Below are 19,021 nucleotides of genomic sequence, written 5' to 3' on the forward strand. Positions count from 1 at the left end.
GCCTGAACGGCGGGTGCGGCGCATCTGGATGGTGGGGCGGGAAGTGTCCTGTCGGATAGGAAAGGACTCGACCTTTGAACGGAATTTTCCCAGGGTAGCGAAATTGTCGATGAGAGATAACTCACAGATGCAAACTTCGGCACTACGTTTCGAGCGATCGATCGCGGCCGGCAATGGCCGGTCCGAACCATTTCCATGAAGGAAACCAACATGGCAACTTCTTCCAGCACGGCTGCAGAAATCGAGGACGTGCCCGCCAGGAATACCGTTGCGGTGCCGCTCGGTGATCCTGCGATGATCGGTGTGCCGACATTCCTGATCGGGTCGCTGGCGCTGGCGCTCAACCTGGTCGGGTACGTCGACCAGGGAACGACCGGCGCACCCATCGCGATCATCGCGTTCGCGACCGGAATCGGGCAGCTCATTGCCGCGATCTGGGCGGCGAGCCTGGCGCAGAACGCGGTCGCGAGCATCTTCGCGATCTTCTCCGGATTCTGGATAAGCTACGCCGCGCTCGTTTTCGGTCTTGTGCATGGTTGGTACGGCCTGACGGCGGCGACAACCATTCCGACGGTCAAGATGTTCCTGCTCTCCTGGCTGATACTTATCATCATCCTCACATTGGCGACACTCCGGCTGCCGCTGGCTTTCACCGCGCTTTTCGTGTTGGTCGATCTGGCACTGGTCTTCGTGCTGATCGCCTACAGCAACTTGTCGAAGGCCGCTGCCGCGAACTCCGGCGATCTGCGCCTCGGCGGCATTTTTGCATTCGGATTCATCCTCGTCGGCGTGTATCTGTTCTTCGGTGCCGCGAGCGCAGCGACCGGAGGAAAGCCACTCCCGCTCGGCCGTCCGGTGCTGAAGTAGCGCCCTTCCGCTGAGCGGGCACGGGCAACCGCCTGCCGTCGGTCCTCCTAGGATCGGCGGCATGTGGAGCCCGAGAGAACGCCCTGATCAGCAAAATGCGTCGATTCCGTCGCTGCTGAACACCGGTGCACCGACGGTCAGCTTCGAGTTCATGCCGCCGCGCAGCGAACGCGCCGAGGCGGTCCTGTGGAACTCCGTGCGCCGCCTCGAACAGCTCCGCCCGACCTTCGTCTCCGTGACGTATGGCGCGGGCGGCTCGACTCGCGACCGCACGGTCCGCATCACCGGGCGGATCGAGCAGGAGACCACGCTGCGGACCGTGGCGCACCTGACCTGCGTGGGGTCGTCGGTGGCACAGTTGCGCAGCGTCGTGGGCGCGTATGCCGCCGTCGGCATACGCAACGTCCTGGCGCTGCGCGGTGACCCGCCCGGCGGCCCGTCGTCGCCCTGGGAGGCGCACCCGGAGGGGCTGGACCACGCCGACAGATTGGTCGCCCTCGTGCGTTCGCTGGGCGACTTCACGGTCGGCGTCGCGGCGTTCCCCGACAAGCACCCGGAGTCGGCGTCCCTGGACGACGACGTCGACACGCTGATCCGCAAGGCCGACGCGGGCGCGGCGTTCGCGATCACCCAGATGGTCACCGACGTGGACGCCTACCTGCGGCTGCGGGATCGGCTCAGCCGGCGCGGCTGCAGGATGCCGGTCATCCCCGGGCTGCTGCCCGTGACGGCTCCCGGCCAGTTGCAGCGCCTCACCGAACTCAACGGGCAGCCGCTGGCAGCCGACGTGATGCGGCGGATCGCGGAGGCCGGCGACGACGTGGACGCCGTGCGGCGCGAAGGCATCGCCATCTGCACCGAGCACTCCGAGCGACTGCTGCGCGAGGGTGCCCCAGGGCTGCACTTCATGACGATGAACAAGTCCACGGCGACCCTGGAGGTCTTCGCCACGCTGCGCGAGCTCGGTCTGGTCTGAGGCCGGCAGGCAGCCGTTGTCGGCGGTCGCGGCTACTCTCGACGCATGTCGAACAGAGGTTCGACTTCTGCCTTGAGGAGGACCGCATGTCAGCTCACCCCGTGTCACCCGCACCGGTCGCCGGAGCCGTGCTCGATCTGGTCGACCGCACGCGCATCGGGTTGCTGCAGGCCTGTCACGCCGAGACGGCCGACGAGCGCTTCCGGCTGGCGCACCTCGCGGCGCTGCGGGCGGCGGCAGCGGTGCTGGCCGCCGACGCCCGCCGCAACCCCAGGTCGGGTCCGCGCAACGTCTGGGCGGTGTTGCCCGGTGTCGCGCCCGAACTGGCCGAGTGGGCGCAGTTCTTCGAGGGGACGGCCCGGCGGCGTGCCCTCGTCGAGCAGGGCACGGTGCTGATGCCGACCCGCGAGGCCGACGATCTGGTGCGTCAGGTCGAGGCGTTCCTCGAGCTCGTGCTGGTCCATCTCGGGCTGCCGATGGGCGAGTCGTTCACGGCCTGCGTGGCGCCGACGAGCACCGCCGGATGACCCGGCGCAGATCGGTTCCGAGAGTTTTCTGCCCGAACACCATGAGGGCACCTACCGTCCCGTATCGTGGCGACCTATCCTTAGAGGTAGATCACATCCGACGTCAGTCGGCGGTTCGGGTCTCCGCGTGGTGGCGACCCGAGGACATTTGGAGGTCAACGTGCCGCTTTCAGAGCACGAGCAGCGCCTACTCGACCAGATGGAGCAGGCGCTGAAGGTCGAGGACCCCAAGTTCGCCTCGCACATGCTGGCTCATCCGGGCCGCAGCCGGCTCCGCCGGCGCATCGCGATCGGCGTCTGCGGTCTTGTCGTGGGGCTCGCCCTGGTCGTCATCGGCATGGCGAGCACTCAGATCTGGCTCGGCGTCGTCGGGTTCGTGGTGATGGTCGCGGGGGCGGCATACGCCTTCAAACCGGACCGGGTGCGCGACTTCGGCACCGTCGAGGACGACGGCTCCATCACCACCGCACGCCCCAAACGCGCCAGCCGCGGCAATGACAGCTTCATGCAGCGTCTCGAAGAGCGCTGGGACCGGCGCCGCGGCCAGGGCTGGTAACCGTCGGCCATCCGACGTCGAAAAGGGCGGCGCACCCAGTGGGTGCGCCGCCCTTTTCGTGTGACGAGCGTGTCGTCACACCTGAATGGTCGGGGACTCCGGCTGCAGCCGGTCGGTCTCGTCGATCACTTCTTCGGCGATCGCACGAAGCTTGTCCAGGTGCTCGCGTCCGTGGTGGGCGCAGAAGAGCAGGTCCTGGTCGGAGCTGAGCCGGGCGCGGATGAATGCCTGCGCGCCGCAGCGGTCGCAGCGATCGGATGCTGTCAGGGTCGGGGCAACTGCGGTAGTCACGGTCGTCATCCTCTCGTTGCAGGTCTACTCGGGGCCACACCCCGGGTTTCCGTCGTCGAAGTAGTCAACAGTCAATCACGCACGGGGATTCCCGGCGAAACATATCCACCGTGTGTGGCGTCCTTCACAAGGTTGTGACCTTCGACGGGCGGTCGTGGCGCCGCATTCCTCGCCGTGCCTGCGCGGTGTCGTCGGTGCCGGGCGTTAGTGTGCCCCTCGTGACCGCAAGCCCATCAGCAACGTCATCCAGCGAATACACCGCACGGCATCTGCAGGTTCTCGAAGGCCTGGAAGCCGTCCGGAAGCGACCGGGCATGTACATCGGGTCGACCGACGGCCGCGGCCTCATGCACTGCGTATGGGAGATCATCGACAACGCGGTCGACGAGGCACTCGCCGATAGAGGCAACCACGTGCTGGTCACGCTCTACGCCGACGGGTCCGTCTCGATTGCCGACCAGGGCGCCGGCATACCCGTCGACATCGAGCCGCGCACGGGGCTCACGGGCGTCGAGGTCGTCTTCACGAAGCTGCACGCGGGCGGCAAGTTCGGTGGGGGCTCCTACGCCGCATCGGGCGGTCTGCACGGTGTGGGTGCCTCGGTGGTCAACGCGGTGTCGGCGCGGCTCGACGTCGAGGTCGACCGGGGCGGCAAGACCTATGCGATGAGCTTCCGGCGGGGGGAGCCCGGGATCTTCGCCGACCCGAAGTCCGGCCCGAGCCCCGACTCGCCCTTCACACCGTTCACCGCCGGTAGCGAGTTGCGGGTGGTCGGCACGGTGCGCCGCGGCGTGACCGGCACGCGCATCCGCTACTGGACCGACCCGCAGATCTTCCTCAAGGACGCGAAGTTCGACTACGACCGGCTGATCTCCCGGGCGCGGCAGACGTCGTTCCTCGTGCCGGGGCTGGCGCTGGTCGTCCGCGACGAGCGAGGGCTGCCGGACACTCCGGGCGCGGACGGGCCGCACGAGGAGGTCTTCCTGCACGAAGGCGGCATCTCGGAGTTCACCGAGTTCCTGGCGCCCGACCCTTCGGTCACCGACGTATGGCGCCTGGAAGGCGAGTCGACCTTCACCGAGACCGTCCCGGTGCTGGATGCCGAGGGTCACATGACGCCGACCGAGGTCGAACGCACCTGCGGCGTCGACATCGCGGTGCGCTGGGGCACCGGCTACGACCAGCGGCTGAAGTCGTTCGTCAACGTCATCGACACGCCCCACGGCGGCACCCACGTCGCCGGGTTCGAGCAGGCGCTGCTCAAGGTCTTCCGCAAGCAGCTGGAGGTCAACGCGCGCCGGCTGAAGGTCGGCGGCGACAAGGTCGAGAAGGACGACATCATGGCCGGGCTGACCGCCGTGGTCACGGTGCGGCTGGCCGAGCCGCAGTTCGAGGGTCAGACCAAGGAAGTGCTCGGCACCTCGGCGGTTCGGCAGATCGTCAGCAAGGTGGTCGAGCGCGAGCTGACCGAGCGGCTGACCTCGACCAAGCGCGAGTTCAAGACGCAGTCGCTGCAGGTGCAGGAGAAGGTCGTCTCCGAGATGAAGGCGCGGATCCACGCGCGCGTTCAGAAGGAGACCCTCCGCCGCAAGACGGCGCTCGAATCCTCTTCGCTGCCGGGCAAGTTGAAGGACTGCCGGTCCAATGACACCGAGCACACCGAGCTGTTCATCGTCGAGGGCGACAGCGCTCTCGGCACCGGTATGGCGGCGCGCAACTCGGAGTTCCAGGCGTTGCTGCCGATCCGCGGCAAGATCCTCAACGTGCAGAAGGCGTCGATCGGCGACATGCTCAAGAACGCCGAGTGTGCCTCGATCATCCAGGTCGTCGGCGCCGGGTCCGGCCGCACGTTCGACCTGTCACTGGCGCGCTACGGCAAGGTCATCCTGATGACCGACGCCGATGTCGACGGCGCACACATCCGCACCCTGCTGCTGACGCTCTTCTTCCGCTACATGCGCCCGCTGGTCGAGGCCGGCCGGGTCTTCGCCGCGGTGCCGCCACTGCACCGCATCGAGACGGCCGCGCAGGGCCGCGCCAAGGGCGAGGTCGTCTACACCTACTCCGAGCAGCAGATGCGGCAGGTGATGTCGCAGCTGGCGAAGAAGGGCCGCACCGTCAAGCAGCCACAGCGCTACAAGGGTCTCGGCGAGATGGACGCGCACCAGCTGGCCGAGACGACCATGGACCCCCGGCACCGCATGCTGCGCCGGGTGACGCTGACCGACGCCGAGAACTCCGAGCGGGTCTTCGACCTGCTGATGGGCAGTGACGTCGCGCCGCGCAAGGAGTTCATCGTCGACTCGGCTCGCGAGCTCGACCGCGAACGCATCGACGCCTGAGCAGAGCGTCCGCGCGTAGGCTTGCCAGGTATGGCGACCTGGGACGACGTGCGACGCATCGTGGCCGACCTGCCGGAGGTGGACACGAAGGTGTCCTGGGGGCACCTCATGTGGCGGGTCAAGGGCACGAGCTTCGTGTGGGAGCGGCCGCTGCACACGAAGGACCGGGCCGACCTCGGGGCCGACGCACCGGATGGTGAGATCCTCGGTGTTCGCGTGCCGGACGATGGCGCGAAAGAGGCTCTCCTTGCTGACGGCTCGGGCATCTACTTCACGATCCCGCACTTCAACGGCTACCCGGCGGTGCTGGTGCGGCTGGACGAGATCGACGTCGCCGAGCTGACCGAGATCGTCACCGAAGCCTGGCTGGACCGAGCGCCAAAGCGACTGGCCGCGGCATACCTCGCCGAGCACCCGCTCGACCCCGAGCGCCCCTAGAGCAGCCGGCCGCCGATCCAGACCTGCGTGAGGTCGGCGGGGGTGCCCATGGCGAAGATCTTCGCCAGCGCGTCGTCCGGGCCGGCGGCGTGCCGGATGCCGACGCCGAGTGGCGAATCCGCTTCGGGCGCAACAAGAACAGCATCGAACTGCTTGCCGACACTCAGCTCGCCCACGTCATCGCGCAGCCCCAGGGCGTCGGCGCCGGCGGTCGTGGCGAGGTGCAGCAGGTGCGCCGAGGTCAGCGGCACACCCTGGTCGCCGAGCAGGCTCTGCATGAAGTAGGCCTGCAGCCCTTCCTTGAGCATCGAGAAGCCGGTGCCGCCGCCGACGTCGGTGCCCATCGCGACCCGCACCCCGTGCTGGAGGTGCGCCGCGAGCGGGAACATGCCGCTGCCGAGCGAGGAATTGCTGGTCGGGCAGTGCGCGACCGCCGCGCCACTAGCAGCGAGCATGTCGAGTTCGGCCTCGGTAGGATGCACGTTGTGCGCGAGCACGGTGTGCGCGCCGAGCAGACCGTGGTCCTGGTAGGTGCCGACGTAGCTCGACCCACCGAAAAGCCTTGCCACTTCTGCGACTTCGGTGACGTTCTCGTTGACGTGGGACGTGCACCAGGCGCCCGTGATGTCCTTGTATGCCGCGCCGCACGCGTCGAGCAGCTCGGCGCTGCAGGAGTAGGAGAAGCGGGGGGTCACGGCATACCGGAGCCGGTCGTGCCCGGCCCAGCGTGCTGCGAGCGTGACCGACTCGTCATACGCGCGCTCGGGCGTGGTGAGCAGTTCGTCGCGCAGCAGCCGGTCGGAGACGACCAGCCCGCTGGTGACCCGCACCCCGATCGCCTCGGCATGGGTGAAGAGCACGTCCACCGCGGACGCGAAGTGCGACCCGAAGACCAGCGCCGAGGTGGTGCCCGCACTGGTTAGCCCGTGCAGGAACTCCGCAGCGATCTGCTGGGCGTATGACGTGTCGTGCAGCCGTGCCTCCTCGGGCAGCGCACTGTGCTGCAGCCAGTCGAGCAGCGGCATCCCCAGCGCGCCGATGGCGCGGACCTGCGGGTAGTGCACGTGGGTGTCGACGAACCCGGGCAGCAGCACGCCGTGCCGCAGGTCGACGATCTCGTCGTCCGGCGCGCCTGCCCGGACTTCCGCCAGCGGGCCACGGGCGCTGATCCGCCCGTCGGTGACGGCCAGTGCGACGTCGGACTCGCTGCGCAGCGTGCCGCCCTGGAACGGGTCGACCGGGGTGTCCAGCACGGTGGCGCGATAGATGGTCATCGGGTCACCGCCGCGCTCGGGGCGACCGCGAAATGACGGGCCAGCTCGGCGGCGACGCTCAGCGCGATAACCGCTGGCGCCTTGCCGGGCAGGTCGGGCAGCCCGATCGGAGTGGTGATGCGCGCGAGCGCGGCCTCGTCGTGACCTTCCTCGCTCAGCCGGCGCCGGAAGCGGGACCACTTCGCGGACGAGCCGATCAGGCCGATCGAGCCCAGGTGCGCGCAGCGCAGCGCCGTGTCGCAGATGGCGATGTCCTCGGCGTGGTCGTGGGTCATCACCAGCACGTGCGTGCCGGGCGGCACCTCGCCGAGCACGATCTCGGGCACCGGCGCCCGGTGCGGTATGACGCTGGCGATCGCGTCGTCCAGCACTGCGAGCCGCTGCGGCGTCAGGTGGTCCGCGCGCGAGTCGACCAGATGCAACTCGACTTCGTGGCGGGCCAGGATCCGCGCGAGTTCGAGGCCGACGTGGCCGACGCCGAAGACGGCGATGGACTCGCGAACCGGCAGTGGTTCCAGCAGGATCCGGACTTCTCCGCCGCAACACTGCACGCCGTGCTCGGCCGGGGCCCTGTCGTTGAGCGCGAGGGTCAGCTCCTGCGGGCCGCCGAGCACGTCCGCGGCCAGCGTCTCGCGGGCGCGGGCGACTGCGGTCTCCTCCAGATTGCCGCCGCCGATCGTGTCGAAGACGGCATCCTGGGTCACGACCATCTTGGCTCCGGCCTCGCGCGGCGCGTGCCCGCGGACGTCGACCAGGGTCACCAGGACGGCGGGACGGCGCTGCTGCCGGAGCCGGCCGATGGCGTCATACCAGTTCACGTCATACCCCTGTCGGCACGCCGTACTGGCCGCGCTCGGCGTTGGGCAGCATCGGCTTGGTGTCGGGCACCGAGGTGGTGCTCTTGGCCGGAATGCCTTCGATGACAAGGCCGTTCGAGCCTCCGGCGCGTGCCTCTTCGATGGCCCAGTAGACCGCCTCCGGCGTCGCGGGTGATGCCAGGTTGACGCTCGCGCCGACCGGGCCGAACGCACCCGCAGCCTGCCGCAGCGCTTCGCGCACCGAGAACGCCAGCATCAGCGGCGGTTCGCCGACCGCCTTCGAGCCGTAGACCGCGCCCTCCTCGTGCGCCTTGTCCAGCAACGCGATATTGAACTCCACCGGCATCTCCGAGAAGCTCGGCAGCTTGTAGGTGCTCGCCGCCTGGGTCGACAGCCGTCCGCGGGTCGGACCGTCGCGGTCGTCCCACCGCAGGTCCTCCAGCGTCAGCCAGCCGGCACCCTGCACGAAGCCGCCCTCGATCTGGCCGAGGTCGATCAGCGGCGACAGCGAGTCGCCCACGTCATGCACGATGTCGACGCGCCGCGTGGTGTAGGCGCCGGTGAATCCGTCGACCTCGACCTCCGTCGCCGCAGCGCCGTAGGCGAAGTACTTGAACGGCTCGCCCTGGAAGGTGGTGGCGTCCCAGTGCAGGCCCTCGGTGCGGTAGAAGCCGGCTGCGGACAGCTGGACCCGCTGGAAATACGCCTTGTTGACCAGTTCTTCCCAGCTGACTTCCGCATCGGTGCCCAGCCCGCGCACGATGCCGGCCTCGAAGCGGATGTCCCGGGGCGGCACACCGAGCAAGCCGGACGCGACGACCGCGAGCCGCTCACGGATCTGCTCGCAGGCGTTCTTCACCGCACCGCCGTTGAGGTCGGTGCCCGAACTTGCAGCGGTTGCAGAGGTGTTGGCGACCTTGTCAGTGCGGGTGGGCGCGAGCCGGACCGTCGACAGCGGCACCCCGAGCGCGGTCGCGGCGACCTGCAGCATCTTGGTGTGCAGGCCCTGACCCATCTCCGTCCCGCCGTGGTTGATCAGCACCGACCCGTCCTTGTAGACCAGCACCAGGGCACCGCCCTGGTTGAACGCGGTCAGGTTGAAGGAGATGCCGAACTTCACCGGGGTGACCGCGATCGCGCGCTTGGTGTCGGCGTGGGTCGCGTTGAAGGCTGCGATCTCCTGCTGGCGCCGGTCGACGTCCGCGCTCGACATGACCTGGGACCAGGCGGCTTCCATCCGCTCCGGGTGCCGCACCGGCATACCGTATGGCGTTGCCTGTCCCTCGGCGTAGAAGTTGCGCCGGCGCAGCTCCATCGGGTCCAGGCCGAGCAGGGGAGCGCACCGGCCCAGAATGTCCTCCAGGACGAGCATGCCCTGCGGGCCGCCGAAACCGCGGAAGGCGGTCTGAGATGTCTTGTGCGTCTTGGCGATTCGGCCGTGCACCCGGATGTTGGGCACCCAGTAGGCGTTGTCGATGTGGCACAGGGCTCGCGCGAGCACCGGCTCGGACAGGTCGATGCTCCACCCGCCGTCGGCGACGAGCGTGGCGTCCAGTGCCTGCAGCAGGCCGTCGTCGGAGAAGCCGACCTTCCAGGTGGCGTGGAAGCCGTGCCGCTTGCCGGACATGGTGAGGTCCTGGGTGCGGTTGAGCCGGATGCGGACCGGGCGGCCGGTGAGGGTCGCGCCGATCGCGGCGATGGCGGCATAGCCGTGCGGCTGCATCTCCTTGCCGCCGAAGCCGCCACCCATCCGCAGGCACTGCACCGTGACCGCGTTGGCGGGGATGCCCATGACGTGCGACACGATGTCCTGCGTCTCGGTCGGGTGCTGGGTGCTCGACTGGATGAAGATCTGGCCGTTCTCGTCGACGTGCGCGAGCGAGCAGTGCGTCTCCAGGTAGAAGTGCTCCTGGCCGGCGAACTCGAACTCTCCGCTGAAAACCTTCGTGGCCGACGAAAACCCGGAGTCGATGTCGCCACGTTCGAGCGTCGGCTGGGCGCCCTGGTAGCTGCCCGCCTCGATCGCGTCGGTGACACGCACCAGCGAGGGGAGGTCCGTGTAGTCGACCTCCACCGCCTGGGCGCCCAGCCGCGCGGCTTCGAGGGTTTCCCCGAGGACCCACGCCACCGGGTGGCCGTAGTACATGACTTCGGAAGGAAAGAGAGGCTCGTCGTGCCGCGTGCCCGCATCGTTGACACCGGGCACATCGTCGGCGGTCAGCACACGGACGACACCGGGGACGGACATCGCCGGCGTCGTGTCGAGCCGGGTGACGCGAGCGTGGGCGTGCTCGCCACGCACCGGGTAAGCGTGCAGGACCGCGTGGGTCCGGCCGACCAGGTCGTCGGTGTAGAGCGCCGTGCCGGTCACGTGCAGCCTGGCTGCTTCGTGCGGCATCGACTCTCCGACAACGGGATTCGCGGGACGTTGGGACAGTTCACTCATGATGCGACCTCCGTCGAAACGGTCTCGGCATACAACTTGCGCAGTGAGGTGCCGAGCATCGCCCGGCGGTACTTGCTGCTCGCGCGGTGGTCGTCCATCGGGGTGCCTTCCTGTTGCAGCACGGCCGCAGCGGCGCGGGCGGTGTCGGCGGTCCACGGTTTGCCTTCGAGCGCGGCCTCGACCGCGGTCGCGCGCAGCGGAGTGGCTGCGACGCCGCCGAGACCGATGCGCGCCGTGCGCACGACGCCGTCGGCCACGTCGATCGCATACCCGACCGCGACGCTGGAGATGTCGTCGAAACGGCGCTTGGCGATCTTGTGGAATGCGGTGATCCCCGCGAGTGGCAACGGGATGCGCACGGCCTGGATGAGCTCGCCCGGCATCCGCACGGTCTGCCGGTAGCCGGTGAAGTAGTCGGCGAGCGGCACTACGCGGCTGCCGTCGACGCCGGCGAGCACGAGCTCTGCCTCCAGGGCGAGCAGTGCCGGCGGGGTGTCGCCGATCGGCGACCCGGTGCCCAGGTTGCCGCCGATGGTCGCGCCGTTGCGGATCAGCCGTGAGGCGAACTGCGGAAAGAGCTGCGCCAGCAACGGAATTCGACCGTCCAGCGTGCGCTCGATCTCGGTGAGGGTGAGTGCCGCGCCGAGTTCGATGTAGTCGGCGGTCTCCCGCAGGGTGCGCAGCTCGGGGAGCCGGTCGAGGCCCACCACGAGGTCGGCGCGGGTGGACCTGATGTTGACGTCGACACCCCAGTCGGTCGACCCGGCGACCGGGACGGCGCCGGGCTCGTCCTGCAGGATGCGCAGCGCCTCGTCGAGCGAGGCTGGTCGCACGAACCGCCGGCCGCCGCAGCTGTATGACGTGCGCACCGCTTCCGGTGCGGGACGGTCGCGCCGGGCTCCGAGCGCGTCGTCGTCCGGGACGTCGCCGAGTGCGAACGCCGCGTCGCGGATCGGCCGGTAGCCGGTGCAGCGGCACAGGTTGCCCGACAGCGAGTGCAGGTCGAAACCATTGGCACCGTGCTCAGGGCCATCTGCCGCGTGGGCATCGTCAGGTCCGCAGGCACGCTCCGGCCGGTAGTACTCCGCCGCCATACTGCAGATGAATCCCGGTGTGCAGTAACCACATTGGGATCCGCCGCGCAGCGCCATCTCGTGCTGCACCGGATGCAGCGAGTCGACGGTGCCGAGCCCTTCGGCGGTAATGATCTCCTGGCCGGCGAAGGCTGCCGCCGGTGGCAGGCACGCGTTGACCGCGGTCCACCGGGTGTGTCCCTCGCCGTCGGGCCGGGCCACGAGCACCGAGCAGGCGCCGCATTCACCTTCGGCGCACCCCTCCTTGGCGCCGGTGAACCCCTCGGAACGCAGCCAGTCGAGCAGGTTGGTGTGGATCTCGTCGGCGAACGTGTGCAACTGCCCGTTGACGGTCACGTCCAGGGCGGATGGCTGATCGGTCATCAGAGACTCCTTTCGAGCCGGGAGCGCAAAGTAAAACTCTACGGCTCAACATTTTGTTGAACAAGGATCGTGTGGCGCCGTGTCGGTCACGGCGGTCCGGGCATGCCGACGAGCCGCGCCGCCTCGCGTGCCTCGGTCGCGAGTTGCGCCTCATCGGCGCGAACCAGGCGTCCGTGCTGCACCACCGGCCGGCCGGCGACGAGCAGGAGCTCGAGCGGCGGCGGTGCGCCGAGCACCAGACCGGCGACCGGGTCGGCGATGCCGGCGTGGGCGAGCGTGTCGAGGCGCCATACGGCCAGGTCGGCCTGCTTGCCCGGCTCCAATGACCCGATCTGGTCCGCCCAGCCGAGCAGCCGGGCACCGCCGAGCGTGGCCGCCTCCAGTGCCTGCCGCACCCCGAGCGCGGTCGGTCCGCCCATTGCTCGGGCGAAGAGCAAGGCGTGGCGCGCCTCTTCGAGCATGGAGGTCGCTTCGTTGGACGCTGCGCCGTCGACGCCGAGGCCGACCGGGACCCCTGCCGCCAGCAGGTCCCGGGTGCGGCAGATCCCTGCTCCTAGCCGCGCGTTGGACGACGGGCAGTGGGCCACGCCGGAGCTGGTGCTCGCGAGCTGCCGGATCGCGTCGTCGTCGAAGTGGATCCCGTGTGCGAACCACACGTCGTCGCCGAGCCAGCCGACCGACTCCATGTAGCCGACCGGAGTCAGCCCGAAGCGCTCGCGGCAGAAGTCCTGCTCGTCGAGTGTCTCGGCCAGGTGCGTATGCAGCCGCACTCCGCGGTCGCGCGCGAGTGCCGCGGCCTCCCGCAGCAGGTCGGTGGTGACCGAGAACGGCGAGCACGGTGCGACGCCTACGCGCACCATGGCGTCGGCGGACGGGTCGTGATGTTCGTCGATCGCGGCGGAGGTGGCGGTCAGGATGTCATCGAGCGACTCGACGACATGGTCGGGCGGGAGCCCGCCATCGCTGTGTCCCAGATCCATCGACCCGCGGGTGGCGAAGAAGCGCACCCCGATGCGGTCAGCGGCGCGGATCTCCGCACCGAGCACATCGCCGCCCTCGCGAGGGAAGACGTAGTGGTGGTCCATCACCGTGGTGCACCCGCTCAGTGCCAGCTGCCCGATGCCGGCCGCTGCTGCCTGCCCGACGATCTGCTCGTCGATCCGCCCCCATACGGGGTAGAGCGTGGTCAGCCACTCGAAAAGTGTTGCGTCCACGGCATATCCGCGGGTGGCCCACTGATAGAGGTGGTGATGGGTGTTGACCAGACCGGGGGTGACGACACACCCGGTCGCGTCGATCAGGTCGACGTCCTCTCCCGTCGCGGCATACCGGCCGGGAGCGACCGACCGGATCCGGCCCCCGTCGACCACGACGTGGCCGACGGGGTGCTCGTGCCGGCCGGCGTCCATCGTGACGACGGTGCACCCGTCGACGACGGTCACCTGGGACGGGCTCATTGCGGGTTTGCCATGGAGGCGCGCGCGGTGCCGATCGGATCTGCGTCGGCAATCAGGTCGTCGAAGCGGTGCCCGGCGATCTTGGCGCTCTCGACCAGAGCCGTCACCAGCTCCTGATGACGCGAGTTGTCCAGCCGGGCACGTCCCTGGGCGACCAGCTGGTCGACCGAGCCGGCGTCACGGACGCAGATGACCAGCGGGAAACCGAACTTCTCGCGGTATGCCGAGGTCACACCCGCCAGTTCTTCGCGTTCGCCGTCGCGCAGCTGGCTGAGCATGATAGCTGCGCGGTCCCGGATCGAGGCGTCGCCCAGCTCACCCGGCGCGATCTCCTGGCTGCCGAGATCGGGGTAGCCGGCGATCAGCTCGCGCTGCTTCTCGTCGGACGCGGAGAACAGTGCCTCCTGGAACGATTCGCGTAGGTCCTGCGTGTCCTTGAACGGCCGGCGGTCGAAGGCGTCCGCGATGATCCAGGTGTTGCCCTGGAAGAGCGGCTCGAAGGTGTGGACGAAGTCTTCCTTGGGCATGGCATTGATCTGGGCCAGGCCGATGACGTCGCCGCTCGAGGTCGTCGCGATGGCTGCCCCGCGGCTGTTGCCCACGTGGAAGAAAACCATATAGAGGACGAACGCGGTGATCGAGCCGATGGTGATGCCCGAGCCGAGGAAGACCTGGTAGTCCTTCGGCAGCAGGGTGGACACACCCGGCTCAGCCGTGACCAGCATCGCCAGGCCGAGAGAGGTCGCGACGATGATGCCGTTGCGGTGGTCGTTGAAGTCGACCTTGCCGAGCGTCTGGATGCCGACCACGGCGACCGTCGAGAACATCGCCAGGCCCGCGCCACCCAGCACGCTGGAGGGTATGCCGGCGACGATCGCACCGGCCTTGGGCAGCAGGCCGAGGATGATCATGAACACCGCGGCGGTGGCCACGACATACCGGCTCTTGATCTTGGTGAGCCGCACCAGGCCGACGTTCTCGGCGAAACAGGTATAGGGAAAAGAGTTGAAGATGCCGCCGATGAAGGTGGCCACGCCGTCGGCGCGCAGTGCCCGCGCGACGTCCTCGCCGTCGACCCGCTTGCCGACGATTTCCGCGGTCGCGAAGACGTCACCGCAGGTCTCGACCATCGTCACGAGCATCACCAGGACCATCGAGATGATCGCGGCGAGAACGAACTTCGGCATGCCGAAGTGGAAGGGGGTGGTGACGCCGACCCAGCTGGCGGTGCGCACCGAGTCGAAGTGTGCCTCGCCGGCCAACCAGGCGATCAGGGTGCCGATGACCAGGCCGAGCAGCACTGCGATTGTCTGGACGAAGCCGCGGAAGAGACGCTGGATGACGACGATGATCACGACGGTGCCGAGGGCCAGGCAGAGGATCTTCCAGCCGCCGGACGCGAGGTGCCAGTTGCCGTGGGCGTCGGTGCTGAGCACCGACTGGCTGTAGGAACTCGTCTTGGGATCCCAGCGCAAGATGGCGTCACCAGCGGCCACGGGCAGCAGCGAGAAGCCGATGACGGTGATCACCGTGCCGGTGACGACGGGTGGGAAGAAGCGCACGATCTTGCCGAAGAATGGGGCGAGCAGGAACGTGACGACACCGGACACGAGGACCGCGCCGTAGATGGTCAGCAGCCCGTTGACGCCGCCGCCGGCGTTGACGCCGATGATGATCATCGGCGAGACGGCGGTGAAGGTGACGCCCTGCAGCAGGGGGAGGCGGACGCCGATCTTCCAGAAGCCGATGGCCTGCAGCAGCGAGGCGATGCCACAGGTGAACAGGTCGGCGTTGATCAGATGGATAAGTTGATCCGGGGTGAGGCCGATCGCGCTGCCCAGCAGGATCGGGACGATCACCGCACCGGCGTAGAACGCCAGCACATGCTGGAATCCGTAGATGGCCAGTTGTTGCGGGGGGAGAACTTCGTCGACCGGATGTTTGGCGGGTGGACGCACCTTCTCGGCGGTGGCAGCAGGCATGACGAGCGGTCCTTCCAAGTCCAGGGGGGGGACATCAATGATGTGGTGGCAAGGGCATTCTCGCGACTGTGCGGCCCGGCCGGGAGAGATTCCGCTGGTCATGCGAATCACATCGGAGTGGATGGTCGGCGGTATGACGGCCGCGGAACCAAATCTTCGCTTATACGGAATTTAAGTTTCGTGATATGGAATTGTCTGCGTGGAAGAGAGTATGCCGTAGGTCACACCCACGTCAACAGATTGTTGAAACTCGTTTCCTCGTGCTCCGCGTCAGCCCTGGACCCGGACACGGTTCAGGTAGTTGTAGATCGTGAAGCGGGACATGCCCATCGCTTCGGCGACCGTTTCGGCCGATCGGCGCATCTCGAAGGCTCCGCGTTCTTCCAGCAGGCGGACCGCGTGTTGTTTCTGGGTGCGGGAGAGTGCCGCGAGGCTGCTGCCGAGTTCGGTTTCGACACTCTGAATGAGCCTGGCCAGGCCGTCTGACAGGTCGCGGTCATTGGCTACTCGGACGTGAATTGTGCTGCCGTTCCAGGTGATCGGGACGTCGTCCGGTTGCGGATCGCGGTCCACGACCGTCGCTCCGACACGATCGAGCAACGGCTGCAGAGCCGCGACGAATGACTCGTCACGCATCGATGATCTCGATCTGCAGGCTGACCCGGGTGGCGCCGGCGGAGAGTGCGGCGCGCACGGCGTCACTCATCGACGACACGACGGCGTCGTCGGTGCCTTCGACGGTGGTGCCGAGTGGGCCGATTTCCGGCTCCAGCCCGCCGGTGCGCAGGGCGTCGGCAGCGGCTTGCGCATGTGCGGGCAGGGGGCCTTCGCCGCGGAATGGTTCGGTGGTGACTTCCCCGCGCACTCTCATTGCGCTGCCTTGGCCTTCGCCTTCGCGGCCTTCTTGAACTCGCGGACCTTCTGCAGCGAGGTCTCGTCGACGACGTCCGCGACGGACCGGAAGGAACCCGCCTCGGCATACGGGCCGATCGCCTCGCGCCAGCCGTCCGGGGTAATACCGAGCTGCTTGCCGAGCAGTGCGGCGAAGATGCGCGCCTTCTGATCGCCATACCCGGGAAGGGCTTTGAGACGTTTCAGCAACTCGGCCGTCGATCCGGCGGTGGTCCAGATGCGGGCGGCGTCGCCGTCATAGTCGTGGACGACCACTTGGGCGAGTTGCTGCACGCGCCCGGCCATCGACCGGGCATACCGATGTATGGCGGGAGGCGTCGAGCAGAGGTCGGCGAACTGCTCCGGATCCTGCGCGGCGATGACGGCCGCGTTGAGCGTGCCGAGCTTGGCGACGATCTTGGCCGGCCCGCGGAAGGCATGCTCCATGCCGTATTGCTGATCGAGGAGCATGCCGACCAGCAGTGCGAACGGGTCGGTGGAGAGCAACTGATCCGCGGCGTCGTCCTGTGCGATCCGGATGTTCGGCATACCGGCAAGCGTAGGCCGTGGTCGTTGAGGCGGGGGAGTGTTGGATGGTCGAGTAGGCGGGCGAGCTGTATCGAGACCATCCACCCGGGCGAAAAATCGGTGGCCGCTGTCGGCGGTCGCTTCTACGGTCTGCTGCATGACTGCTGCCACGACACCCGCACCCGATCCTGCGACTCGCGTCGACCCGCCGGTGCACGCACCCGAGACCGAGACGCTGCTCGGTTACCTGAACTACCAGCGCGACACCTTCCGCCTGAAGACCGGCGGTCTGGGCGCCGAGCAACTGGCCACCACGCTCGGGCCGTCACCGATGACGCTTGGCGGGATGATCAAGCACCTGGCGCTGGTCGAGGTGTCCTGGCTGCACCGCGTGCTGCATGGCGAGGACGAGCCGGAGCCGTGGGCCTCGGTCGACTGGGACAAGGACGCCGATTGGGACTGGCACTCGGCGGCGTCGGACACGCCCTCGGAGTTGTCGGCACTCTTGGAGGAGTCGGTGCGGATTGGGGACGCCGGCATCCAACGGGCGCTCGAGGCGGGCGGCATGGACGCGCTGTCGAGTAAGCCGAGCCGACGGACGGGTGAGCCGTTCACTCTCCGGTGGATCGTCACGCACCTGATCGAGGAATACGCGCGGCACAACGGACACGCCGACCTGATTCGTGAGTCGATCGACGGCAGCACCGGCGAGTGACGAGTGGTCAGCCCGTGAGCGCGGCCCGCCATACGGTGCTCGGGCTGGGTGCCTTGGCACACGACGACTTGAGCTCCGGCCCGTCCTCTGCGGTGACGTCGACCGTCCAGCTGCGCCCGTCAGTGTGGCTGACCGTGCACTGCCAACCGCCATCAGGTTCCTGGCTGCCGACAGCCGTCAGGGCCGCGCCGTGCAGCTCCGAAATATGTTGCCGCACCAAAGATTCGGCGACCTGAACCGGTGGCTTGAAACAACTGCGCCCTCTGTCGTGAGCCTCCGTCGCGAGCCCGGCCGGCACCTCGCGGCGTCGCTCGGCCTGCAGCGCGAGCGCGGCGAGTTGCGTCGTCAGTCGGGCATAGGTGTGGCCCGAGGGCAGCGCGATGCCGGTGGGCGCGAACCGGTGCCCGCCGGTGTGTGAGCACTCCCAGACGGCATCCGGATGGTCGCCGGCGAGGTCGAGCGCGAGTGGCCGGCCGCGCACCGCGCAGCACACGTCGCGCTTGCCGTTGGTGCAGATCAGCAGTGCCGGGTCGCGGGTCTCCTCCAGCTCGGGCAGCCGTTCGGTGACCGCGTCGGGGTCGTCGGCCAGCAGGTCGTCCCAGGGGAGGGAGAGCAGCTGTGCCGGATCATCGATCTCCCCGGTGAGCAGCCACGGATCGCGGTCGAGGCAGCCGGCGATCAGCACGGTGTGCGGCCCGTGGTGCGCCGTCTCGTCGTGCCGTCCGGATCGTCGGATCAGCAACAGCCGACCCGAGTGGTCGGCACAGGCGCGTTCCAGCGTCATACCCAGGTCATGGTCGAGATGCGACTCGGTGATGGCGCTATGTCCCCACGGGCCGTTCTGCTCCAGGCACACCCAGAAGCGTGCGTATGACGCCGACCCCCACGCGGGCAGGGCCGCGTCGTCCCACTCGACCGAGCAGGCGTCGGGCGGGCGCGGTGCAGCGTGGGATGTCGTCATCGTGGGGTGGCCTTCCGTCGGGCAGAACTCGGATCGGGTTTAGCGTAGGGCGGATTCGCGGTCAGCGGCGCGGGCGGTCCGGTCTCCATGCGGGGATGCCGTGCGCCGCCGCGCGGGCGGCTCGTGGGGCCGGCTTTCACGTCGTTCGGTGAGTGGTTCAGGTTGTCCACATCCCCTTGGGTTGGGGTGGGGATTGTGGATAAGGTTGTTCGTGAAAAGTGTTGCACCACAACAGGTTCCGTGGGTATGCTCGAACACATGGACGACGATGTGGCGGTCATCTTCGGGGACACGGCACCCCGCTGGGATGATGCCGCGGTCGCGTCGGTGCACCGGATGCTGACTGATGCGCTGGTCGGGGAAACCGATGGTTTGGCGCAGATCCGGGTGTTGGAAGAACTCAAGGGCGCGATTTGTGCCCGGCAAGCTAAGGTCACGGTCGCGGTGCATGAGCGGCAACGGGCTGCGGACGCGGCGCGGGGGTTGGACCGGGGG

At 68.2% G+C, this 19,021-nt stretch carries 19 protein-coding genes; 8 read left to right on the forward strand and 11 right to left on the reverse strand.

What is annotated here, in order from left to right:
* Positions 1–195 precede the first annotated feature (195 nt).
* From EFY87_RS05600 to EFY87_RS05615, 4 genes are all read left to right on the forward strand, one after another.
* Positions 196–867, forward strand: a complete 672-nt coding sequence (locus EFY87_RS05600) for a GPR1/FUN34/YaaH family transporter (protein WP_220093521.1) — start codon at positions 196–198, stop codon at positions 865–867.
* Positions 868–928: 61 nt separating this feature from the next.
* Positions 929–1,843 carry a methylenetetrahydrofolate reductase gene (locus tag EFY87_RS05605; protein ID WP_123270468.1) on the forward strand — a complete coding sequence of 305 codons (915 nt, stop codon included), beginning with the start codon at positions 929–931 and terminating at the stop codon, positions 1,841–1,843.
* Positions 1,844–1,929: 86 nt separating this feature from the next.
* A complete protein-coding gene (locus tag EFY87_RS05610; RefSeq protein ID WP_123270469.1) occupies positions 1,930–2,370 on the forward strand; it encodes an SAV_6107 family HEPN domain-containing protein in 441 nt (146 codons plus the stop codon).
* A 160-nt stretch (positions 2,371–2,530) separates the two neighbouring features.
* On the forward strand, positions 2,531–2,926 hold the full coding sequence (locus EFY87_RS05615; protein ID WP_123270517.1) for a DUF3040 domain-containing protein: 396 nt from the start codon (positions 2,531–2,533) through the stop codon (positions 2,924–2,926).
* 75 nt (positions 2,927–3,001) lie between these two features.
* Here EFY87_RS05615 and EFY87_RS05620 read toward each other — a convergent pair whose 3' ends face one another.
* The gene (locus EFY87_RS05620) at positions 3,002–3,217 is read right to left on the reverse strand and encodes a DUF7455 domain-containing protein (RefSeq protein WP_425459352.1); all 216 of its coding nucleotides are present in this window, start codon (positions 3,215–3,217) and stop codon (positions 3,002–3,004) included.
* A gap of 218 nt (positions 3,218–3,435) precedes the next feature.
* On the opposite strand from EFY87_RS05620, the gene EFY87_RS05625 reads away from it, so the two are divergent.
* Both EFY87_RS05625 and EFY87_RS05630 read left to right on the forward strand, forming a co-directional pair.
* A complete protein-coding gene (locus EFY87_RS05625) occupies positions 3,436–5,559 on the forward strand; it encodes a DNA gyrase/topoisomerase IV subunit B (protein ID WP_245988465.1) in 2,124 nt (707 codons plus the stop codon).
* Between the two features lie 30 nt (positions 5,560–5,589).
* Entirely contained in the window at positions 5,590–5,997 is a 408-nt protein-coding gene (locus tag EFY87_RS05630; protein ID WP_123270472.1) for an MmcQ/YjbR family DNA-binding protein, read from the forward strand.
* Here EFY87_RS05630 and guaD read toward each other — a convergent pair.
* The 9 genes from guaD to EFY87_RS05675 all read right to left on the reverse strand — a co-directional run bounded on the left by guaD (position 5,994) and on the right by EFY87_RS05675 (position 16,871).
* Entirely contained in the window at positions 5,994–7,271 is a 1,278-nt protein-coding gene (gene guaD, locus EFY87_RS05635) for a guanine deaminase (RefSeq protein ID WP_123270473.1), read from the reverse strand. The genes EFY87_RS05630 and guaD overlap by 4 nt on opposite strands.
* Positions 7,268–8,089: a xanthine dehydrogenase accessory protein XdhC gene (gene xdhC, locus EFY87_RS05640; protein WP_123270474.1), complete on the reverse strand. Its 822-nt coding sequence runs from the start codon at positions 8,087–8,089 to the stop codon at positions 7,268–7,270. The genes guaD and xdhC overlap by 4 nt, the downstream gene beginning before the upstream one ends.
* Before the next feature lies 1 nt (position 8,090).
* Entirely contained in the window at positions 8,091–10,535 is a 2,445-nt protein-coding gene (gene xdhB, locus EFY87_RS05645; protein WP_123270475.1) for a xanthine dehydrogenase molybdopterin binding subunit, read from the reverse strand.
* A complete protein-coding gene (locus tag EFY87_RS05650; protein WP_123270476.1) occupies positions 10,532–11,992 on the reverse strand; it encodes a xanthine dehydrogenase small subunit in 1,461 nt (486 codons plus the stop codon). The genes xdhB and EFY87_RS05650 overlap by 4 nt, the downstream gene beginning before the upstream one ends.
* Before the next feature lie 86 nt (positions 11,993–12,078).
* A complete protein-coding gene (locus EFY87_RS05655; RefSeq protein WP_123270477.1) occupies positions 12,079–13,449 on the reverse strand; it encodes an 8-oxoguanine deaminase in 1,371 nt (456 codons plus the stop codon).
* A complete protein-coding gene (uraD, locus tag EFY87_RS05660; protein ID WP_123270478.1) occupies positions 13,446–15,431 on the reverse strand; it encodes a 2-oxo-4-hydroxy-4-carboxy-5-ureidoimidazoline decarboxylase in 1,986 nt (661 codons plus the stop codon). The genes EFY87_RS05655 and uraD overlap by 4 nt, the downstream gene beginning before the upstream one ends.
* Before the next feature lie 270 nt (positions 15,432–15,701).
* Complete coding sequence (locus EFY87_RS05665; protein WP_123270479.1) at positions 15,702–16,067, reverse strand: helix-turn-helix domain-containing protein; 366 nt, start codon at positions 16,065–16,067, stop codon at positions 15,702–15,704.
* Positions 16,060–16,302 (reverse strand): thiamine-binding protein, encoded by a 243-nt coding sequence (locus EFY87_RS05670; protein WP_123270480.1) that lies wholly within the window; start codon positions 16,300–16,302, stop codon positions 16,060–16,062. Before EFY87_RS05670 ends, EFY87_RS05665 begins: the two co-directional genes overlap by 8 nt.
* On the reverse strand, positions 16,299–16,871 hold the full coding sequence (locus EFY87_RS05675) for an HhH-GPD-type base excision DNA repair protein (RefSeq protein ID WP_123270481.1): 573 nt from the start codon (positions 16,869–16,871) through the stop codon (positions 16,299–16,301). The genes EFY87_RS05670 and EFY87_RS05675 overlap by 4 nt, the downstream gene beginning before the upstream one ends.
* Before the next feature lie 136 nt (positions 16,872–17,007).
* Here EFY87_RS05675 and EFY87_RS05680 point away from each other — a divergent pair, with 136 nt between their 5' ends.
* Complete coding sequence (locus tag EFY87_RS05680) at positions 17,008–17,565, forward strand: DinB family protein (RefSeq protein ID WP_123270482.1); 558 nt, start codon at positions 17,008–17,010, stop codon at positions 17,563–17,565.
* Positions 17,566–17,572: 7 nt separating this feature from the next.
* Here EFY87_RS05680 and EFY87_RS05685 read toward each other — a convergent pair whose 3' ends face one another.
* Positions 17,573–18,526, reverse strand: a complete 954-nt coding sequence (locus EFY87_RS05685; protein ID WP_123270483.1) for a ferredoxin family protein — start codon at positions 18,524–18,526, stop codon at positions 17,573–17,575.
* A 258-nt stretch (positions 18,527–18,784) separates the two neighbouring features.
* On the opposite strand from EFY87_RS05685, the gene EFY87_RS05690 reads away from it, so the two are divergent.
* The coding region (locus EFY87_RS05690; protein ID WP_148043262.1) for a hypothetical protein at positions 18,785–19,021 on the forward strand (237 nt) is incomplete at its 3' end.

It is taken from the genome of Flexivirga caeni (assembly GCF_003724155.1).
GTDB classification, from domain to species: Bacteria; Actinomycetota; Actinomycetes; order Actinomycetales; family Dermatophilaceae; genus Flexivirga; species Flexivirga caeni.